Origin of the sequence: Selenomonas ruminantium subsp. lactilytica TAM6421, from assembly GCF_000284095.1 — a bacterium.
Classification (GTDB): Bacteria; Bacillota; Negativicutes; order Selenomonadales; family Selenomonadaceae; genus Selenomonas_A; species Selenomonas_A lactilytica.
Window position 1 is genome coordinate 167,467 of record NC_017078.1, and the last position, 18,200, is coordinate 185,666.

Consider the following 18,200-nt stretch of genomic DNA (forward strand, 5'->3'; position numbering starts at 1 on the left):
ACAGGAGCCGAAGCTCCTGCCGGGTAAAACTCTTAGCGTTCTTTGGGCAACGGCTGCTTGTCATTTGGCTGTTGCTGCTTTTCATTGAACTTTTGAGCAGGCTGCTGTCTTTCCTGCTCGCCATGCTGTTTTTTTACGTCTTTTTTCTGATCTTCAGCCTTGGGAGCCTTTACATCATTTCTAACCTGCTGCTGTTGAACGATGGGGGCTTGGGGGGCTGGCGACGGATTGGCACTGGCCACATTGCCGATAAGACCGGCAGAAAAAGTTGCTGCCACCAAAGCAGCTGCTACCATAAATTTCTTGTTCATATTTCTTCTCCTCATCTATCGTCATCCATGTGTTTTTTTCCATGAGGATTATTATAAATATGGTATATTGGACTGAGATTAAAAAGACATTATATTTTCATTAAAGATGTCGGGGGGATGAAGCAATGAATGTAGAACAGGTCTATTTACAATTGGTTGCAGCTATGGATGATGTGGCAGACAAACTGACGAAACGGGGAAACAACATCTTTGATGAAAAGAATGTCAACCTTTTCGCTGACGGACGTGTATATCGTTTTGGCATGAAATATACGTTTTAACGGATAAACAAGAGCGCTTTTTCTTGCATAGCAGGATGGGATCTGGTATGGAAAATACCCAAAAGAGGCCGTATGAGCAGTACGGCCCCTTTTGGGGTGTGTATTATATTTTAGGAGAGCTTTAACGAAAGCCTATAGATAATATAAGGGATGCGCCATTTATTTATGCCGATAGGAATGTTCTGGCTCTTCTGGCAGGCCTTTGCAGAGCAGTACCGGGCAGGTGGCATATTGGGAAACAAAATGGGATACGCTGCCCATGAGCAGGCTGCGGAAGGTACCGAAACCATGGGTTCCCATGACAATCATATCGCTTTCTTCTTCTTCAGCCACCTGTAATATCATATCACCGGGGTCGCCTGTCTCTACGCGGGTATGAGCTTTTACATTCTGGGGGACTATATGCATGAGCTCTGCCAGTAATTGGTAGGCGGCGATTTTCAGCTCTGCCGGCACATAACCGCTGAGGCTGACCTGTTCAAAGGCAGCTACGTTTTTATTGTAGTCTACCACCATAAGCAGCGTGATTTCTGCATCCGTTGCCTTGGCCAGACTAATGGCCTCGCCCAAGGCCTTGAAGGCCTGTCCTGAGCCGTCAGTGGGCAGGAGGATGCGGTTGCATTGAATCTTCTGCCTGGGCCTTGACTGGATGGCGGCGATGAGTTTCTCGGTATTCATTTCTTTGTCCATAATGTCACCCCTGTTCTGTTAATTCCCGGGTCAGTTTCTGCAGTTCCTGCTGTTTGTGCTGGTCAGCTGCTTGCTGGGCCAGAAGTTCCTTTTTGGCGGAGTAGAAGCGCAGGCAGAAGATTATGCCTACAATGCCCATGTAGACCATGAAGGCACCGAAGGTCTGACTGATATCGGCAAGGCCGGCTCCCCGGGAGATGATGTCCCGCTGGAAGTGGAATTCCCAGGTCAGGGGGAAGATATGGCTGAATTTCACTACCCAGTCAGCAAAGAAAGTGGTCGGGCCGGTCATGCCGCCCAGGATAAAGCCACCGGGGATAAAGAGAATCATGCGGCTGGAAGCAATGCCGGGATTGGCGGCAGTCCAGCCAAAGAACAGGGAGAGGGCTCCCACGGTGGGGATGAAGAAAAGCTGCACGAAGAGGAAGGTCAGCAGACTGCCGGAAAAGGTCAGGTCTCCCCAGACCCGCAGGATGGCGAGGCCCACCACCCAGGATACCAGGAGGCAGAAACCGTAAGGCAGCAGGCGGATGAGCAAATCCCAGGGCGTGCCATGCAACAGGACTTCATCCAGCTGATGGCTGAGCCGCAGCCGGGGAATCATGCCGATGGTGGCAAACGTGAAGAACATGGAACCGAAGAACAGGAGAAAGCCCAGGGTTTCCCCGTTGTCCTTGGAATCCTGAGGATTGAAGAGATTGCGGACGGCCAGGCTCACAGAACCTTGGAGATTGTCGTTGCTGCTGCCGACATCGCCACTGGCCGCCGCATTGTCAAGGCCGATGATTTCATTCAGCGCTTCCTTGATATTGCTGGTATTGGCGGTGTTGGTGTTGTCGTAAAAGACGCCAATATTGGTAGCTGTGCCTGTGTAGCGGTCCTTTTCCAGCCCCTGGGGGAAGTAGACCACGGTAACGGCCCTGTCCTGATAAAACAGTTCCTTGGGGTCCTGTGGGGTATTCAATACCGCCGTTACCTTCATGAATTCCGAAGCCTCGATGCGGTTGATCAGGGAACGGGTATAGGCGGAATTGTCCAGGTCGATAATGGCCACCTTGGCATCTTTGGCAATATTGCCAGAGAGGATTACCGACATAAAGATGGTGATGACCATGGCCACCATCAGGCAGACTTTTTCATAGGGCATACCCTGTCCGGAAAACAGGAATTTAAGCTCATCTCTTAGTGAATTCATCGGCGTTCACTCCAATCGTCATGCCCGGGATAATGCCATCCTGGCGGTCGATGTAAATGCGTACCTGGAATGCAGACAGGTCAGACTGACCTTTTTCCCGGGAATTCTTGAGGTCGGCAAAGCCCGGGGCCTGGGTGAGCAGGCGGACGGTGCCGGTGACTTCTTTGTCTCCGGCCACGGTAACGCCTTTGATCGTCATGCCTTCGCTGAGTCCGGCAGCCTGTTTTTCACTGATATAGATGTCATAATAACTGCGATTGCTTTCCAGCAGCACTACCGGAGTAGAGGGGCTGATCATTTCACCTTCCTTGGCCAGGACCTTCAGAATCTTGCCGTCTTCCGGAGCCCGCAGGGTCAGACGTTCCTTGGCGGTTTCCAGTTCCTTGAGCTGCACTTCCAAAGCGGCTTTCTGCTGACGCAGGGCTTCCACATCGTTGGCCATATTAGCGGCGGCCTGCCGTTCCTGGGCGATGGTGTCCGTGCCGCTGCCATTGGTGGCGGCGGTCAGCTTGCTTAAAAGCTGCTTTTGCTGTTCCACATTGGCCCGGGCCACATTAAGATTCATTTCAGCATCATCCAGCTGGGACTGAGCAATGGCTCCGGCTTGTACCAGGGAAGCCTTACGGTTGTAGTCCAGCTGGGCATTTTTCAGGGTAACGCTGGCCGACTGCACGGCGGCTTGTTGCTGGTCAATGCCGCGGTAGCCCTGGCTTTCGTCCGTGTTGGCCTTCATAAAGTTGATGCTCTGCGTGCCACTGGTGGAGGCAATATTGGCATCCATCTGGGCAATCTGTGTCTTGAGTTTTTCGATGGCCAGATCCGTGTCTGTGGAGTCAAGTTCCATAATCACATCGCCCTTTTTGACGAAATCCCCTTCTTTTACCGCTTCTTTAATCAGGCGGCCGCTGACGGAATCAAAGGACATCTTTACCTGTTCGGCGGTAAGGATGCCTTCTTTTTTCTCGGTGGCCAGCACCAGGGCATCATTGCCTTTATACATAAGGATCAGCCCGCCGATAATCAGCAGGGCAAGGAAGATAATGCCAGTTTTTTTGGCCTTGTTCATGGTGTTCATTGTATTGCTCCTTTTTTAATTAGCTTGCTAACTATATAGTTAAAAGAAAAGTACCTAAGCTTTAGGCACTTAACTTTTCCAACAGGGAGATCAACTGCTTTTGTTCAGCGGTGGTTAATTTTTCCATTAACTTGCTGACACGCAGGTAGTGGGGAGGCAGGATTTCCTCCATGAGCCTGGTACCTTCATCTGTCAGACAGACTACCTTGGACCGGCCATCGGACTGGGCTTTCCGTATAGTGACCAGATTGTCCCGTTCCATGCGTTGCAGCATATTGCTGATGGTGGCCCGGGTAACGCCGACTTTTTCTGCCAGCATCGAAGGGGCTATGCCATGCGTTCCTTGCTGATGCAGGACGATCAGGGTGCAGAATTTTCCCTCGGATAAATGGTACGTCTGTTGTATCACGTCCAAAATGGTTTGCTGAATTTCTTCACTGACTGTCTTGATGTTCAGCATGGCCATGACCGCCGCTGGATTTATCTCAGGAATCAGACGTTTGTGCTGTTCCAGCTCCGCAAAGCTGGGTATCATTTCCCTCTTCATCAACGTTACCTTTCGTCAAAACTAATTAGATTGCTAACTATTTACATTATAAGGATTTTCTAAGAAATGTCAACGAAAAAATGACCATAAGGCCATGTTTTACCAGTTCTCCCAGTCTTGTGTTCAGGCCGATGGCCGTCATGGCCATGACAATGGCGAATTTGCCGCAGGTGCCCAAGGTTTGCGAGAGAGCTTCCGGCAGAATGCCAGTGGTGTTGACGATGGAAGCCACCACAAACCAAAGGATAAACCAGGGGAAGATTTTCCGGAAGTTAAATCCAGCACCAGTGTTGGCTTTTTCTCGTGCCATCAGCAGGGCAAAAATCAGGCAGACAGGTACAATCATCAGAGCCCGGGTAAGCTTTACGATGGTGGCCAGCCCGCCAGCTTCTTCGCTATAGGAATATCCGGCTGCCACAACGGAAGATGTATCGTTTACCGCCGTACCGGCCCACATGCCAAAGCCCAGGTCAGACATATTCATCAGATGCCCTAGGAAGGGGAAGATGAATACAGCCAGCACATTGAAGAGATTCATTTCAAAGCCCAGCAGGATAATGGCATACTGGAGTATCTTCTTGCCTGTAAAGGCGATGCCGGGCTCCAGTGTTGATGGGCGATTGATTCCCGCCAGCAGCATGCCCAGCAGGATGCCGAATACCGGCCCGCCGATAATGGGGAACTGCTTGCCCAAAAGCCAGGCAGGTATGGCAATGACCAAAGCCAGCAAAATACCTCGGATATGTTCTTTCTTCATTTGTTAGGATGCCTCCTCGAATATCATTACGGAAACATCCTAGCACTTGCTGGGTGAATTGTAAAATACTATGATTTGATGATTATCATAGGCTATAACCTATGAATCTGTATCTCATTCGCCGCAAAGGTCAATGAAGTTCTCCATGGCCGGTGTCAGATATTTATTGACATGGCAGACAATCCGAAAGGTCCGTGTAAAGGAAATGCCGGGAATGGTAAACTGGATAAGGCTGATGGCAAGAGCTGCTGAGCGGACTGTGATGCCCTGCTTTGCAGCGGCTAGAAAGGGGGACGCCGCTCTGTACTCTGTCATAAGGCAGTCATACAGAATCTTGGTTGGCAGCCTCAGATGAATCTGGCCGAGGGGATAGCCCGAACCATTGCTTATTTTCAGAATTTGAAAAATGTAACTGACTTAGGGAGTAAAATCTTTTCTTTACTGGACGCTGACAGCAATAAAAGGTAAAATAGACGTATTGATTATAGGGAGGCGTGGCAATATGGCTAAGATACGGGATGTGGCGAAGGAGGCCGGGGTGTCTGTAGGAACAGTTTCCATGGTGCTCAATCATGCAGATTATGGTTCACCGCAGATTCGGAAAAAGGTGGAAGATGCGGTGGAGAAACTGCAGTATGTGCCCAGCGAGATGGCTCGCAATCTATCGCTCAAGCGTACCATGACGGTGGGGGTTATCGTACCCACCGTAGCCCATCCCTTTTTTGCCGAACTAGTGGAGGCGCTAGAGGAAGCCTTGTTCCATTTGGGCTATAAGACCATGCTCTGCTGTACCCGGCAAAAGGAGAATGCGGAGCAAGCCTTTATTGAAATGTTGAAGCGTCAGACTATGGATGGCATCATTATGGGGGCACATTCCCTGGATACTTCGCTTTATCAGAATCTGAAGCAGCCAATTATTGCCTTTGACCGTTATTTAAGTCCCGAGATTCCCATCGTACATGCTGACCATAGGTTGGGGGGCAGGCTGGCAGCGGAGGCCTTTTTGCAGCATGACTGCCATCATATCGTGGAAATCGCCGGCTCTCAGATGGTTAAAACCCCGGCGGGGGAATACCATCAGGTATTCAATGAAGTCATGGAAGCTTATGGTGTGCGTACGGATACCGTCTCTCTGCCTTGGAACAGTTTCGGAGGCTTGGATTCCCTGCAATTGGCGGAAAAGATTTTTGCGGATTACAGGGATGTGGACGGTATCCTGGGATCGGATTTGTCGGTGCTCAGCTGCCTGCAGGTGGCTGTGCAGCGGGGAATCAGGGTGCCGGAGCAGCTGAAGATCGTGGCCTATGATGGTACCTTGATTACGCAAAACGGCGCTTGCAGGTTGACAGCCGTACGTCAGCCCATTGCCGAGCTGGCTGAACTGGCGGCTAGAAAGATCGTCGGTCTTATAAGTGGCAAGCCGGACAATTCGCCCTGGGTGCTGCCGCCAACCTTACTGGCAGGAGAAACTTGTTGAAAGACAGGTTTTTCCTGTTTTTTTACAAATAGGAATTTCAATAATCAGAATATAACCATAAAAAAATATATTATAAACCCATTGACAATCGAAGAAAATACGTCTAAAATACTTTTTGAACCGGTTCACTGAAACGGTTCAAAAATAATAAATAAGTCAATCAGGATAAAACAAGGGAGAGCATGTTTATGAAAGAACCTATAGCAATCACGAATCAGCGGTATCGTCTGGGGTATCATGTAATGACTCCGGGAGGCTGGATGAATGATCCCAATGGTTTTTCTTTTTTCAAAGGCTGGTATCATATATTTTACCAGTATTATCCTTATGCAGCGGAATGGGGGCCCATGCATTGGGGCCATGCTCGCAGCCGGGATCTGGTGCATTGGGAGACGTTGCCCACAGCTCTGACGCCGGACGAAAACGAGAATGGCTGCTTCTCAGGCAGTGCCGTGGTCTATGATGACAAGCTGTGGCTGATCTACACGGGCCATCATACGCCTAACGCTGTGGATCCGGAAGATTTCTATCAGGATCAGCGGGTGGCTTGGAGTGAGGATGGCATTCATTTCACGAAGTATGGAGCCAATCCGGTGCTGAAGACACCGACAGACAATACGAAGCATTTCCGTGATCCGAAGGTCTGGCAGGAAGGAGATACTTTCTTCATGGTACTGGGCAGTCAGGATTTGGATGGACTGGGCCGGGCACTGATCTATCGTTCTAAGGATCTTTTGCACTGGCAGCCGGAGACGGAACTCAGCAAGTCCGTGGACAGGAAAGTGGAAGGCTATATGTGGGAATGTCCTGATTTCTTCCATCTGGATGGCAAGGATGTCCTGTTGATGTCCCCCCAGGGGCTGGAGGCCGACGGCGACCGCTTCCGCAATCTGAACCAGACGGGCTATCTGCTGGGGAATATAGAGGATAAGAAACTCAAGCATCAGGGCTTTGTGGAAATCGACCATGGTCATGATTTCTATGCCGCTCAGACCATGCTGACGCCGGATGGCCGGCGGGTGATGATTGCCTGGATGAACGCCTGGGATTCCCCCATGCCGGAGATTGAAGACGGCTGGGCCGGGGCGCTGACAGTGCCAAGAGAACTTTCCGTCAAGGACGGCCTGATCATGCAAAAGCCGATCAATGAACTCAAGGGCTTGCGGCAGGAGGTTTTGCTGGCAGGCGGGCTGGAAACGGAGCGGGATTATCATCTGGGCCGTTTGGCAGAACTGGAATTGACCTTTACGGATAAGCCGGAAGGGCGGCTTCTGTTGCTGACGGACGGGATCAGGAGTCTGCAGCTGAGCCTGGAACCTGGCGGACGCTTTATCGTAAGCCGCAATACTGAAGATGGGGAACGGGCTGCGGTACTGCGAAACTTTGAGCAGCTGAAGCTGCAGATCTTTATCGACAGGAGCTCAGCAGAGGTGTTCGTCAATGACGGCGAACTGACCTTTACAGAGCGCATCTACTGGCAGAGTGATGTGACCTGCCGCCTGCTGGCTGAGGCTGGCAATCAGGCTCAGGTATGGCGGCTGGAGAGTGAAAGCAATCAGTATTGATTGATAAAAATGAAGGGGAGCGACAATCATGCAAAATATCTTGATGAAGGCTTTACGCAATCCGTTTTATCGGGCAGGCTCGCTGGAAATTCTTTTGTTCTTTGCGGGCTGGGGGATCTGGTGGTCCTTTTTCCAAATCTGGCTGACCACGAAGCAGGGCTTTACAGGAGCTCAGGTGGGCACCATCTATACCTTCGGTTCGGCGGTGGCTCTGGTGCTGATGTTTGTCTATGGTTCATTGCAGGATAAGTTGGGTCTCAAGAAACATCTGCTTATGTTTATGGTGGGCTGTCAGGTGCTGTTGGCACCGTTCTTCACCTGGGTTTATGTGCCTATGCTGGCCGCGAATTTCTATGTGGGGGCCATGGTGGGGGCTGTGTATCTGTCTGTGGCCTATCTGGCTGCCTGCCCCGTGTTTGAGGCGGTGACGGAACGGCTCAGCCGCCGTTACAGTTTCGAATATGGTCAGGCCCGGGCCTGGGGTTCTCTGGGCTATGCCATGTCGGCACTGGCCGCAGGTTTCCTCTTTACCATCAATCCCTATCTGGTGTTCTGGACCGGTTCTGCCGTATCGGCGGTGCTGCTGGCCATCCTGTTGTTGCTGAAGCCGGAAAATAAAGAAGCCAATGTGCAGGCCTATGAGAACAGCGAGGAGCGGGACAAGGCGGTGAAGTCTCCGTCTCTTAAGGAAATCATCAGCGTCTTCGGCATCTTTGACCTTTGGAAGATCATCATCTTTGTCATCCTTAGCTGGACTTTCTACACCGTTTTTGACCAGCAGATGTTCCCGGAATTCTTTACCCGGTTCTTCCCCACGCCGGAGGAAGGTCAGCAGGCTTATGGTATCCTGAATTCCGTGCAGGTATTTCTGGAGTTCCTGATGATGGGGCTGGTGCCAATCTTGATGCGAAAGATTGGCGTGCGCCATGCTTTGCTGTTAGGCTGTGTTATCATGGTCTGCCGTATTGGTGGTTGCGGCCTGGCCTCCACGCCGCTGGGCATTGGCCTGATCAAACTCCTGCATGCCCCGGAAACGGCCCTCTTTGTTCTGGCCATCTTCCGTTATTTCACCTTGCATTTCGATACCCGCGTATCGGCTACCCTCTATATGGTCGGCTTCCAGATTGCAGCTTCTGTCGGCGGTATTATCTTCTCTGTGCCGCTGGGCAGCCTGCGTGACAACATTGGTTATCAGAGCACTTTCCTGATCATTGCAGGCATTGTCCTGTGTGCCACGTTTTATGCGTTCTTTATGCTGAAAAAGGACGATAAGGATGTGGCTGGTCAGCCGCTGGAAGCTTGAAAAGAGAATTGATAGGGAGGAAAATGTTATGAAGAAGAATTTACTGGCCTGCGGCCTGGTGCCGGCGCTGGCCTGGGGAACCTGCGGCACGGCAGGAGCGCAGCCGATTGCTGTGGATACACCGGCGGTGCTGGAACAGGAAGCAGGTTCGGCAAATGGCTCAGCTGCGCCGGTAACCCAGGAGTCCCTGCAGGAAATGCGCAGTCAGTTGCAAGCGCAGCTGCAGCAGGCCAAGGAACTGCAGGACAGGCTCAATGCCCAGCTGGGCAGCCTGGAAAAGCGCATGAAGAAGGTGGAGAAAAAGACCAATGAGCCTAAAGTGGATATCCACGGTTATGGCCGCCTTAGATGGGACAAACAGCATTTTGAGGATTTCAAGGGCACGGATATGAAATCGGTATGGCTCAATCTCTTTGTCAATCATCGCATCAATGACCGGTGGTCGTTCCATAGCGAACATGAATTCGAGAACAATCTCTCGACCAACCATGGCGCCTATGAAGGGGATGGGGGCTATGATGCACCCGGCGGCAAGAAGTATTCCCGGCCGGTCCTGCAGCTCTATGCCGAAGGCCGTGTGGGCGAAGTCAATGTCAAATTGGGCCGCTATTATCTGCAATCCCCCTATAAGTTCACCTTTGACGAAAAGATTGACGGCTGGCAGGCAAGTTACGGCATTCCAACAAAATGGGGACGCAAGGCTAATTTCACCTTGAATTCCGGCAATACCTACAGCAAGACGCTCTATGGTGATACGGAAAACAAGCGGGATGTCTGGGGCGAAGGCGGCAGCACGAATTTCCGGGTACTGTCCCTGATCAGTGAGATCCCTGTAGCCAAGAATACCAATATCACCTCCCATTACGGGCGCATGACCCGCCGGGATGACAACCTGCGGCGGAAGACCTTCTCCCTGGGCTTTGATACAAAGCTGAATCGTGACTTGAAGTTATGGGCAGCTATGGCCAAATCAGATTCAGAAACTCTGAATAAATCACATTTTATCCAATTGCAGTATAAAGAGGCCAAGCCCGATGTTCCCGGCTCCTTTGATATCTATGTCAAGAAGTATCTGCAGCGGGGCCATACGGGTATGACCAACTGGTTCAACGATGATATTATCGACCCCACCAATGGGGATTATAACCGGGAACTCAGCGATAAAAATCCGGGCAAGTCCGTATGGGATCATCGGGCTGGCGAGTTCAATGGTATCCGCATCGGTGTGGACTTTGTCCCAGTACGCAATACCAAGTTATTGGTTAACTACACTTTTGGCAAGCTGGGGCTTTTTGACCCGGGAACGGGCAGGCTTACGGGCAAGCGGGATGATTACAGCTTCTTCCGCACCCAGTGGGAAGTATATTTCTAAGCGGTGAATGATGAAAGGATGACATGAAGGATGAAAAAACAGATTCTGGCAGCCTTGCTGGCCGCTTCCAGCCTTTGCCTGAACAGCTCTCCAGCACTGGCTTATCCATCGATTTTCCCCAATACAGGTTACAGCTGGGTGGGGGATACCATGCCCTTTTACGATGGGCAGCAGTTCCGGATCTTCTATCTGGAGGATCTGCGTGACGGAGATGTGGGATTCCACCCCTGGAGCCTTTTTACCACCAAGGATTTTACGGATTACCATCATGACAGTCTGGTCATTCCCTATGACAATACGAATGAGTTTGCCAAGGATTCGGCGCTGGGCACGGGCTCGGTGGTGCAGGACAAGGATGGGCTTTACCATGCTTTCTACACCGGTTTCAATTGGCGCAGCATGCCCAAGGAGAACATCATGCATGCGGTCAGCCGTGATCTGGTGAGCTGGCAGAAATTGCCCGAGGACAGTTTCCATGGCAGTAAGCCATATATCTACGATGACACCTTCCGGGATCCCAATGTGTTCTACAATGCAGACTATGACGAGTACTGGATGCTTATCACCACCCGCAGCAAAAAGGCTCGGGGCGTGATTGCCCGTTATACATCCAAGGATCTCAAGCATTGGGAAGATAAGGGCATCTTCTTTGAGAACGATATGGGCAGCGATGCCAATATGGAATGCCCAACACTGGTGAAATATGGCGATTACTGGTATCTGACCTTCTCGGATCAGTGGCCGGCCCGGGTGGTGCATTACCGTGTGGCCAAGGATTCCCAGGGGCCCTTCATGAAGCCTGAGCGGGATTATTTTGACGCCAGCGGCTTCTATGCTGGGAAACTGGCTCAGGATAAGGAAAATCTCTATTTGGTGGGCTGGACACCCACCAAGGCCGACCAGCAGGACAAGTGCCCCACGGATTGGGCGGGCAATCTCGTGGCCCATCAGCTCAAGCAGCGGGAAGATGGTACTCTTTATCCGGTACCAGTGGAAAAAGTTACGGAACGATTGCAGCAGGAAGTAGTGCTTACGCCGCTGACAAAGAACGGAGACGTGACTACAGCGGGCCACGATTATCGCTTTGGCGGACAGGGCTTTGCGAATGTGGTGATGCACAAGATGGAAGGCATCCGCAAGATTACAGGGCGCTTTACCCCTGACAGTCAGCAGGGAAAATTCGGCCTGATGTTCAATGTGGGGCCCAATCAGACCGGTTCACTGAATCTGGTATTTGACCAGAAAGCACAACAGGTGGCTTTCTATAATACGGATACCACCAGCATAAATAAGGCCAATCCGGAACTGTCTGTACCGGTCAGCCTGCAGTCAGGCGAAAGCTATGACTTTACCCTGCTCATAGATGGTACGGTGGCCGTACTCTATATCAATGATCAGATGGCCCTGAGCACTCGCATGTATGGTCTGCCGGAGCATCAGTGGGGGATTTTCTCCACGGGCAGTGCAGTCACTTTGACCAATCTGCGCAGCAGTACACTTTAAGAAGATTTTCAGGAAATCGTTGCAGAAAACCTTGACAGAAGCATATTGGCTGATATAATGGAATAAGGTTGAACCGGTTCAATGATCCCCAGAACGGTTCATGAAGGAAACATTTTCAGAGCTGCTGTCTGCCTGATATCGTGGCTTTCCCTGGCCGCGCACTTCCCCAATTGTTCAGATCGGGCAGGATAAAATGTTTCAGGATTCCCCCGGGGTTATAATCCCCATGATAAAAAAGTGAAGGCCGTATGTTCGCAAGAGTATACGGTCTTCATTATTTTTGTAGATATTGATAGGAGTTAGTTATGAATGAGAAGATGCAGACAATCGCCCTGATTGCTCATGACAAGAAGAAAGATGAAATGCTGGATTTTGTTGGTCATCATAAGGATTTGCTCAACAAGTTCCATTTGATTGCCACTAAGACCACAGGAACGCTGGTCAACAAGAACTATCAGCTGAAGGTGGAGACCATGATGTCAGGCCCATTGGGCGGCGACCAGCAGATTGGCGCCCGGGTGGCAACCGAGCAGGTGCATTATGTGATCTTCCTGCGGGATCCCCTGACTTCTCAGCCCCATGAACCGGATATCAATGCATTGCTGAGACTTTGCGATGTACACAACATCCCGTTGGCAACCAATCGGAAAAGCGCCCATATCCTGCTGCAGTATGCAAGCAGGAAGCTGGAAGACAGGGAGAGATATCCTAGCACTCACTAGGCAAATTGTAAAATACTATGATTTGATGATTATCATAGGCTATAACCTATGAATCTGTATCCCATTCGCCGCAAAGGTCAATGAAGTTCTCCATGGCCGGTGTCAGATATTTATTGACATGGCAGGCAATCCGGAAGGTCCATGTAAAGGAAATGCCGGGAATATCAAACTGGATAAGGCTGCCTGTGGCAAGTTCCCGATGGGCAACCCGCTTGCTTGGACAGCACGGCTATACCGAAACCTACCATGACCGCCTGCTTGATGCTTTCAGAATTGTTGTAGGTGCCGATTATCTCAGGTTTCTTACAGGATTTGCGGAAGCTGTCCAGCAAGGGGATAAATACGCTTTCTCCCACCGAGTTTCGTGTTTACTTCAATATGGATGAGCTAATAAAGAAACCGATAAGAGCGGCTCCCAGTCCCAATAAGATATTCGCCCCAATATTGGCAAAGGCAAGGAACAGGCTGCCGCCACGGATGAGGGTTAAGGTTTCCATGCTAAAAGAGGAAAATGTGGTGAACCCGCCTAAAAACCCGACAGTCAGCAAGAGGCGAAGGGATTCGGGCAGCATATTTGTGGATTTTGCCATTGCTTAATTTATCGCCAGCTCTTCCAAATATCCGGCTCATAGCCCAAGGTTGATTCCTTGCCGTTTCTTACCACCGGTGTTTTGATGACCTGCTGGTTCTCCAGGATAGTTTCCAACTTATCGGCCATATAGTTTACCCGGGCCAGGGCGTCCTTGTCCTTGCAATCCGGGTTAATCATGCCATCGATGCCCCCGTGGGCCTTGGCGACGGATTGGAACTCACCTCTGCTCATGCCCTTGTCCAGCATGTCGATAAACTGAAACTTTATTCCGTGTTCTTTGAAAAAACGCTGTGCTTTCTTGGTATCATTGCACTTCCGGGTCCCAAAAATCTGGATGTTCATGTTTAGCTCCTTTCACAGTTGCTTCATAAATCTGCCGCGTTGATTTGGCGTGCAGCAAAGACAAATCTTCTGTTTCCGCCAGTCTGCTGAGCACCGTTTCCACAAAGTCCTGCATATTGGGGCTCATGCCAATACCGGTTGCACGTTTGCGCTGCCACCATTCGTATTCAGCCTGAAAGGTGAACTTATCCCGGCCATAGGCTTTAGCGGCGCCGAGACAATCACAAATCAGCTCTACGGCGTATTTGTATGGCATATCCTGGGGGTAGGCACCATGGTCGAAATTATCCCACCAGGCCTCATAGTGATGCAGATTGCGTCCATGATGATGAATCCAGGCCATGGATAGGCCGTTGTTTTTCTTCTTGCAGATTTTTATGGGCGAAACCTTGCCATTGTAGTATTTCACACTTTCGATAAACTCAGTGGGTGAGAATTTTGACCAGTCATGCATAAATCCCTGCCAGGGAATCCCCGCAATACAGCAAAAGCGGAAAACCCAGTATTTATGACGCAGGATCATCCAGGTATGGCCACAGACACGTTTTACCAGATTCACAAGAAAAGCCTCCAAAATTATTGATAGTTATCATGGAACAAGTATAGTGCGGTTTCCAACTATCGTCAAATATTGCCGGGAGAAAAATCCAACATCGTCATATGCAAAAAAGAGCAGAACATATTATAATGAAAGCAGTTCATTATGATGATAACCGTGGAGGGAGATTATGGAAACGACAACCCTTGTATATTTTTTGACGGCTTCCGTAATGCTGACGCTGGCACCGGGGCCGGACAATATGTATCTGCTGTCCAAGAGTCTGGCCGATGGTGCCCGGTCAGGAGTGGCTTTGAGTGCGGGATTATCCAGCGGCATTGTCTTTCATACCGGGCTGGTGATGCTGGGGATCGCAGCGCTGATCCAAAGCTCGCCGCTGGCCTTTACGATTTTGAAATTTGTGGGGGCAGCCTACCTCCTGTATCTGGCCTGGCAGGCTTTTCATGCCCAAGGGGATTTGCAGCTGGGGGAGGCCGGGGACACGACGCCTTACGGTGCTATCTATCGCCGGGGGGTGCTGATGAATGTGCTGAACCCCAAGGTGCTGCTGTTTTTTCTGGCCTTCCTGCCCCAGTTTATTGACAAGTCAAGTGGTACTGCCAGCTGGCAGATAGCATTGCTAGGAGCTATCTTTGCTCTGCAGGCGTTTGTAATCTTTTCTGTCATTGCCCTTTGCGCCGGGAAGGTACGGGATTTCATCGCCCGGAAGAGAAATCTCAACCATACTTTGGGCATCATCCAAGGTGTGGTGCTGCTGATTATTTCTCTGGCGATTTTAGTGACTCCGGCATAGTACGTATCGTCATATAAATTGCCTCCTTATTCATGCTTCATTTCATCTTCAAATCCAGCAGCACCTTATCTGTTTCCCATGGGGATATGATGGTATAGCTAATGCCAGCTCCGTCAAGAACGGCCTTGATTTCTTCATCCTTGACCTTGGCCCGCTCCAGATTTGTTTCCTTGCGGCCGTCAATGCTGATGAACTCGTCATTACGACGCAGGAGATATTCTACATTATCAAATTTGGCGTGCTCATGCATCACTAGCTGGTCAAAGAGCTCATCCGGCGTGTTGTTATAGATAATATTCAGCGGGAGTGGCGAATCGCAGACTGCATACTCCACGCCATAGCGTTCCAAGGTCTTGAGTCTGTGAACCTGTTCCGCAAACAGATAGAGCTGGTCTTGTACGATATCCGTGGCATTCTGGTACCAAAGCCACTTGGCGTATTCTCCAACCAGCTCTGTTTTATGCCCTTTTCGTTTCAGCTTCGAAAAAATATCTGCGGCGATGGTGCTCTTGCCGATGCCTGCACCGCCATAAAAATTCAGTACTTTCAATGTTACCGTCCTTCTTACATAAAATATAGGCACAAGGCTAAAGCTGATGCCTTGCTATGCTGCTTATACGACAACTACAATAAGTATACCATATTTTGGCAAAGTAATGGATTGTGATGGCATAATGACCAACGGAGCCCGGGACAAAACAGAATTCCGGGAAGGAATACGGGAGCTAAATGATTGGCTTCTGGAAAGAGAACTACAGACAGGTGATGTTTTACGCATCAATTACTGGGAGAAGGTTGCAAAATGACCGGTGTTTGGTGATTTGATGTTAATCATGCGGGACAAGCTTGGAGGTATACCGCTTTGAGAGCCGGTCTGCCACATGGGCGTACCTAGCTGTAACCTTTGGGTCACGGTGACGGAGAATATCCTGCACCAGTCGCAAGTCCTTGGTTTCCTGGTACAGATTGGTACCACAGCTGTGCCGGAACACGTGGCAGGAGTAGCCAGGATGCTTCAGGTCGCATGCCTCCAGAGCCTTGTTCATGATGGACCGAATTCCGTTCCGGGAAATGCGTCCCATAAAGTTCCTATTAGAAGAAGAAAGTATCAACGGCGTGAGAACGCCGTCTTTTTTTATTGCATGGTCGGTGGGAATAGCCTTCAAGTATTCCTTGATAAGCTCGAAGGTCTCCTCGCAAGGATAGATAGGCTCCATTCGGCCCTTGGTGCCCTTGCCCCGCACCATAATGGCATTGGCTTCCCAATTGATGTCTTCCACGCAGGCCCGGTGAACCTCGATGTTTCGCAGTCCCTCAACACCCATCAGATAAAGGATGAGCTTGTTTCGGGTTCTGGTAAAATCATCCGTATCTTCGTCAAAAATATAGATGATTTCATTCATTTGTTGTGGCGTGTAGAAATGCAATAGTGCATTCGTACTGTTGCCAACAGATGGAGCCTCCACATCTGCAGCAGGATTGACCTTTATCAGGTCAATTTTCTTGGCAGCTGTATAAAAAGCACGGACAGCGGCCAGCATAACCTGTATGCTGTCGGGCTTGTACTGTCGGTTCAGCAGGAATTCACGGTACATCATAATTTGGTACTCATTCATGGCTAGTGGATGCCTTTCATGGGCAATGCACCAACGGATGAAGAAATCAATTTGATTGCAGTAATGTCGCATGGTGTCCGAAGATGGATTCCCTTTGGCAATGACACGGGGAATGAACTCAGCATAATGCGTTAAAAAATAGTCTGGAGTAATCTGCTGGACATCCAGTGTCGAGGATAGCTGGTTAGTTATTGTTGTCAAATTTTTATCAGGCATGGCCAGGCCTCCCGCAGTAATTCTTTGTTAATGATTATAGAGCAGTACGAAAAAAAAATTCCACTTATTAACATTTTACTGTGGATAAGCATAATTAGCAACACTAAAATATAACAAATCTCTCTTTTGGTAGCAATTTATAAATCAAGTTCCGATTACCTCGGCCAAAAACAAACATATAGCTTGCTTTTACATTTATTTTGAGGGCAAAATGCAGAACATCCCTTTTAAGCTATCTGGCAGCCATTCTGAGCGATGCTACGTTTCATGCGATAAAATATATGCATCGATCTCTTTTCATGCGTTACAAGCGATCCTGCGAGGTCGTTTTTCTGAAAGGATAAAATTAGTTTTATGCTATACGTAGTTCCTGACTATCTTCGGGTGGAATATGATGAACGCAGTCTGCTGTACACTTGCCGCTATAGCTGCCAAGGGGCCTTTGTTATTATGCGGGCTGACTATGAGCCAGGATAGAATGCCGCTGCCTTAAGAATCACAGCAGCTTCTCAATCTCCCCTGCCATGTTTGCAGGATCAAAAGTGGGTTCGAAGCGGGCTACTACGTTGCCCTCTCTGTCTACCAGGAACTTGGTGAAATTCCATTTGATGTTTTCATACGGAACCTTCCTTTTCCACGGGAATTGGAGGCATTTTCGCCATTTTTCCTCCAGACATCAAACTCTTCCTTCAGGTCCAGCATGCCACGAATCTCGGCATGGCCGTTCTCCAGGTAAAAAAGCCCCATTTCCCAGCCGTTCTTATCGTATAAGTCCATTATCTGAGGCATTATCTCCCGTACCTTAGCCAGCAGAGCATCGTCCTTGACGACCTTGGCCATACCGTCATACCGCATAAACTCACCGCCAGCTACGGCCAAGATCTCTACCTTGGGATTGGCCACTAGCTGCTTGTAGACGTTCTTGAAGATGCCGCAGCCAAAGTATATCTTGCCATCCACCAACATGTGGAACCCAAAGGGACGCCCCTTCGGCTGGTCACCATCCGTGGTCAGGAAATAGAATGTTTTTGCCTTGTCCAGAAACTCATTTACCTTTTCTACATTAGTCATAGTATGATGCCTCCATGGGTCACTTTATTGAACTGCTTTAATTATGCGACTTGAAAAACCACCACACAAGTACGATTTTTTGTGATAGTAGGTATCTTTAATGATACCTGACCAGCTTACTATTTGTCTACAAGCTGTCTTTAGCATTATAATGCCGTTGTTCCAGATTTGTCGGAAAAAAATCGTTCTCTTGGCGTTTCAACGAAGCGGAAG

The 18,200-nt window shown here is 49.7% G+C and carries 21 protein-coding genes and 1 pseudogene; 8 read left to right on the forward strand and 14 right to left on the reverse strand.

Going from position 1 to position 18,200, the window contains the following annotated elements; translation table 11 throughout:
* Positions 1–32: 32 nt before the first annotated feature.
* Positions 33–311: a hypothetical protein gene (locus tag SELR_RS16465; protein ID WP_014431190.1), complete on the reverse strand. Its 279-nt coding sequence runs from the start codon at positions 309–311 to the stop codon at positions 33–35.
* A gap of 125 nt (positions 312–436) precedes the next feature.
* On the opposite strand from SELR_RS16465, the gene SELR_RS18985 reads away from it, so the two are divergent.
* Positions 437–592 carry a hypothetical protein gene (locus tag SELR_RS18985; RefSeq protein ID WP_014431191.1) on the forward strand — a complete coding sequence of 52 codons (156 nt, stop codon included), beginning with the start codon at positions 437–439 and terminating at the stop codon, positions 590–592.
* 159 nt (positions 593–751) lie between these two features.
* Here the strand turns inward: SELR_RS18985 and SELR_RS16470 are convergent, their stop codons facing one another.
* The 6 genes from SELR_RS16470 to SELR_RS19175 form a co-directional block, all read right to left on the reverse strand.
* The gene (locus tag SELR_RS16470) at positions 752–1,282 is read right to left on the reverse strand and encodes a universal stress protein (protein WP_014431192.1); all 531 of its coding nucleotides are present in this window, start codon (positions 1,280–1,282) and stop codon (positions 752–754) included.
* 4 nt (positions 1,283–1,286) lie between these two features.
* Positions 1,287–2,477 (reverse strand): ABC transporter permease, encoded by a 1,191-nt coding sequence (locus SELR_RS16475; protein ID WP_014431193.1) that lies wholly within the window; start codon positions 2,475–2,477, stop codon positions 1,287–1,289.
* Entirely contained in the window at positions 2,458–3,552 is a 1,095-nt protein-coding gene (locus SELR_RS16480; protein WP_014431194.1) for an HlyD family secretion protein, read from the reverse strand. The genes SELR_RS16475 and SELR_RS16480 overlap by 20 nt, the downstream gene beginning before the upstream one ends.
* Positions 3,553–3,613: 61 nt before the next feature.
* A complete protein-coding gene (locus tag SELR_RS16485) occupies positions 3,614–4,099 on the reverse strand; it encodes a MarR family winged helix-turn-helix transcriptional regulator (protein ID WP_014431195.1) in 486 nt (161 codons plus the stop codon).
* 46 nt (positions 4,100–4,145) lie between these two features.
* Complete coding sequence (locus SELR_RS16490) at positions 4,146–4,856, reverse strand: YeiH family protein (protein WP_014431196.1); 711 nt, start codon at positions 4,854–4,856, stop codon at positions 4,146–4,148.
* 114 nt (positions 4,857–4,970) lie between these two features.
* Positions 4,971–5,171 (reverse strand): type 2 periplasmic-binding domain-containing protein, encoded by a 201-nt coding sequence (locus SELR_RS19175; RefSeq protein ID WP_041914936.1) that lies wholly within the window; start codon positions 5,169–5,171, stop codon positions 4,971–4,973.
* Between the two features lie 187 nt (positions 5,172–5,358).
* Between SELR_RS19175 and SELR_RS16500 the strand changes: the two genes are divergently transcribed.
* From SELR_RS16500 to SELR_RS16525, 6 genes are all read left to right on the forward strand, one after another.
* A complete protein-coding gene (locus SELR_RS16500) occupies positions 5,359–6,333 on the forward strand; it encodes a LacI family DNA-binding transcriptional regulator (RefSeq protein WP_014431197.1) in 975 nt (324 codons plus the stop codon).
* A gap of 188 nt (positions 6,334–6,521) precedes the next feature.
* Positions 6,522–7,898, forward strand: a complete 1,377-nt coding sequence (locus SELR_RS16505; RefSeq protein ID WP_014431198.1) for a glycoside hydrolase family 32 protein — start codon at positions 6,522–6,524, stop codon at positions 7,896–7,898.
* Between the two features lie 28 nt (positions 7,899–7,926).
* Complete coding sequence (locus tag SELR_RS16510; protein WP_014431199.1) at positions 7,927–9,201, forward strand: oligosaccharide MFS transporter; 1,275 nt, start codon at positions 7,927–7,929, stop codon at positions 9,199–9,201.
* A 28-nt stretch (positions 9,202–9,229) separates the two neighbouring features.
* A complete protein-coding gene (locus SELR_RS16515) occupies positions 9,230–10,573 on the forward strand; it encodes a hypothetical protein (protein WP_014431200.1) in 1,344 nt (447 codons plus the stop codon).
* A 30-nt stretch (positions 10,574–10,603) separates the two neighbouring features.
* Positions 10,604–12,076, forward strand: coding sequence for a glycoside hydrolase family 32 protein (locus tag SELR_RS16520; protein ID WP_014431201.1), 1,473 nt, complete (start codon positions 10,604–10,606; stop codon positions 12,074–12,076).
* A gap of 317 nt (positions 12,077–12,393) precedes the next feature.
* Complete coding sequence (locus SELR_RS16525; protein ID WP_041914983.1) at positions 12,394–12,798, forward strand: methylglyoxal synthase; 405 nt, start codon at positions 12,394–12,396, stop codon at positions 12,796–12,798.
* Positions 12,799–13,166: 368 nt separating this feature from the next.
* On the opposite strand, the gene SELR_RS16530 is transcribed toward SELR_RS16525, so the two are convergent.
* The 3 genes from SELR_RS16530 to SELR_RS16540 are packed head-to-tail and all read right to left on the reverse strand — an operon-like array spanning position 13,167 to position 14,291.
* Complete coding sequence (locus tag SELR_RS16530) at positions 13,167–13,388, reverse strand: fluoride efflux transporter FluC (protein WP_014431203.1); 222 nt, start codon at positions 13,386–13,388, stop codon at positions 13,167–13,169.
* 8 nt (positions 13,389–13,396) lie between these two features.
* Positions 13,397–13,732 (reverse strand): arsenate reductase family protein, encoded by a 336-nt coding sequence (locus SELR_RS16535; protein ID WP_014431204.1) that lies wholly within the window; start codon positions 13,730–13,732, stop codon positions 13,397–13,399.
* A complete protein-coding gene (locus tag SELR_RS16540) occupies positions 13,695–14,291 on the reverse strand; it encodes a DUF5662 family protein (protein ID WP_014431205.1) in 597 nt (198 codons plus the stop codon). The genes SELR_RS16535 and SELR_RS16540 overlap by 38 nt, the downstream gene beginning before the upstream one ends.
* 169 nt (positions 14,292–14,460) lie before the next feature.
* Between SELR_RS16540 and SELR_RS16545 the strand changes: the two genes are divergently transcribed.
* Entirely contained in the window at positions 14,461–15,084 is a 624-nt protein-coding gene (locus SELR_RS16545) for a LysE family translocator (protein WP_014431206.1), read from the forward strand.
* Between the two features lie 37 nt (positions 15,085–15,121).
* Here SELR_RS16545 and SELR_RS16550 read toward each other — a convergent pair whose 3' ends face one another.
* The 4 genes and pseudogenes from SELR_RS16550 to SELR_RS16565 form a co-directional block, all read right to left on the reverse strand.
* A complete protein-coding gene (locus SELR_RS16550) occupies positions 15,122–15,634 on the reverse strand; it encodes an AAA family ATPase (RefSeq protein WP_014431207.1) in 513 nt (170 codons plus the stop codon).
* Positions 15,635–15,911: 277 nt separating this feature from the next.
* On the reverse strand, positions 15,912–16,916 hold the full coding sequence (locus SELR_RS16560; protein WP_014431209.1) for a tyrosine-type recombinase/integrase: 1,005 nt from the start codon (positions 16,914–16,916) through the stop codon (positions 15,912–15,914).
* Positions 16,917–17,412: 496 nt separating this feature from the next.
* A pseudogene (locus tag SELR_RS19345) lies at positions 17,413–17,529 on the reverse strand (glutathione peroxidase); the annotation flags it as partial.
* Positions 17,496–17,987, reverse strand: coding sequence for a pyridoxamine 5'-phosphate oxidase family protein (locus SELR_RS16565; protein ID WP_014431211.1), 492 nt, complete (start codon positions 17,985–17,987; stop codon positions 17,496–17,498). The pseudogene SELR_RS19345 and the gene SELR_RS16565, both read right to left, overlap by 34 nt.
* Between the last annotated feature and the right edge of the window lie 213 nt (positions 17,988–18,200).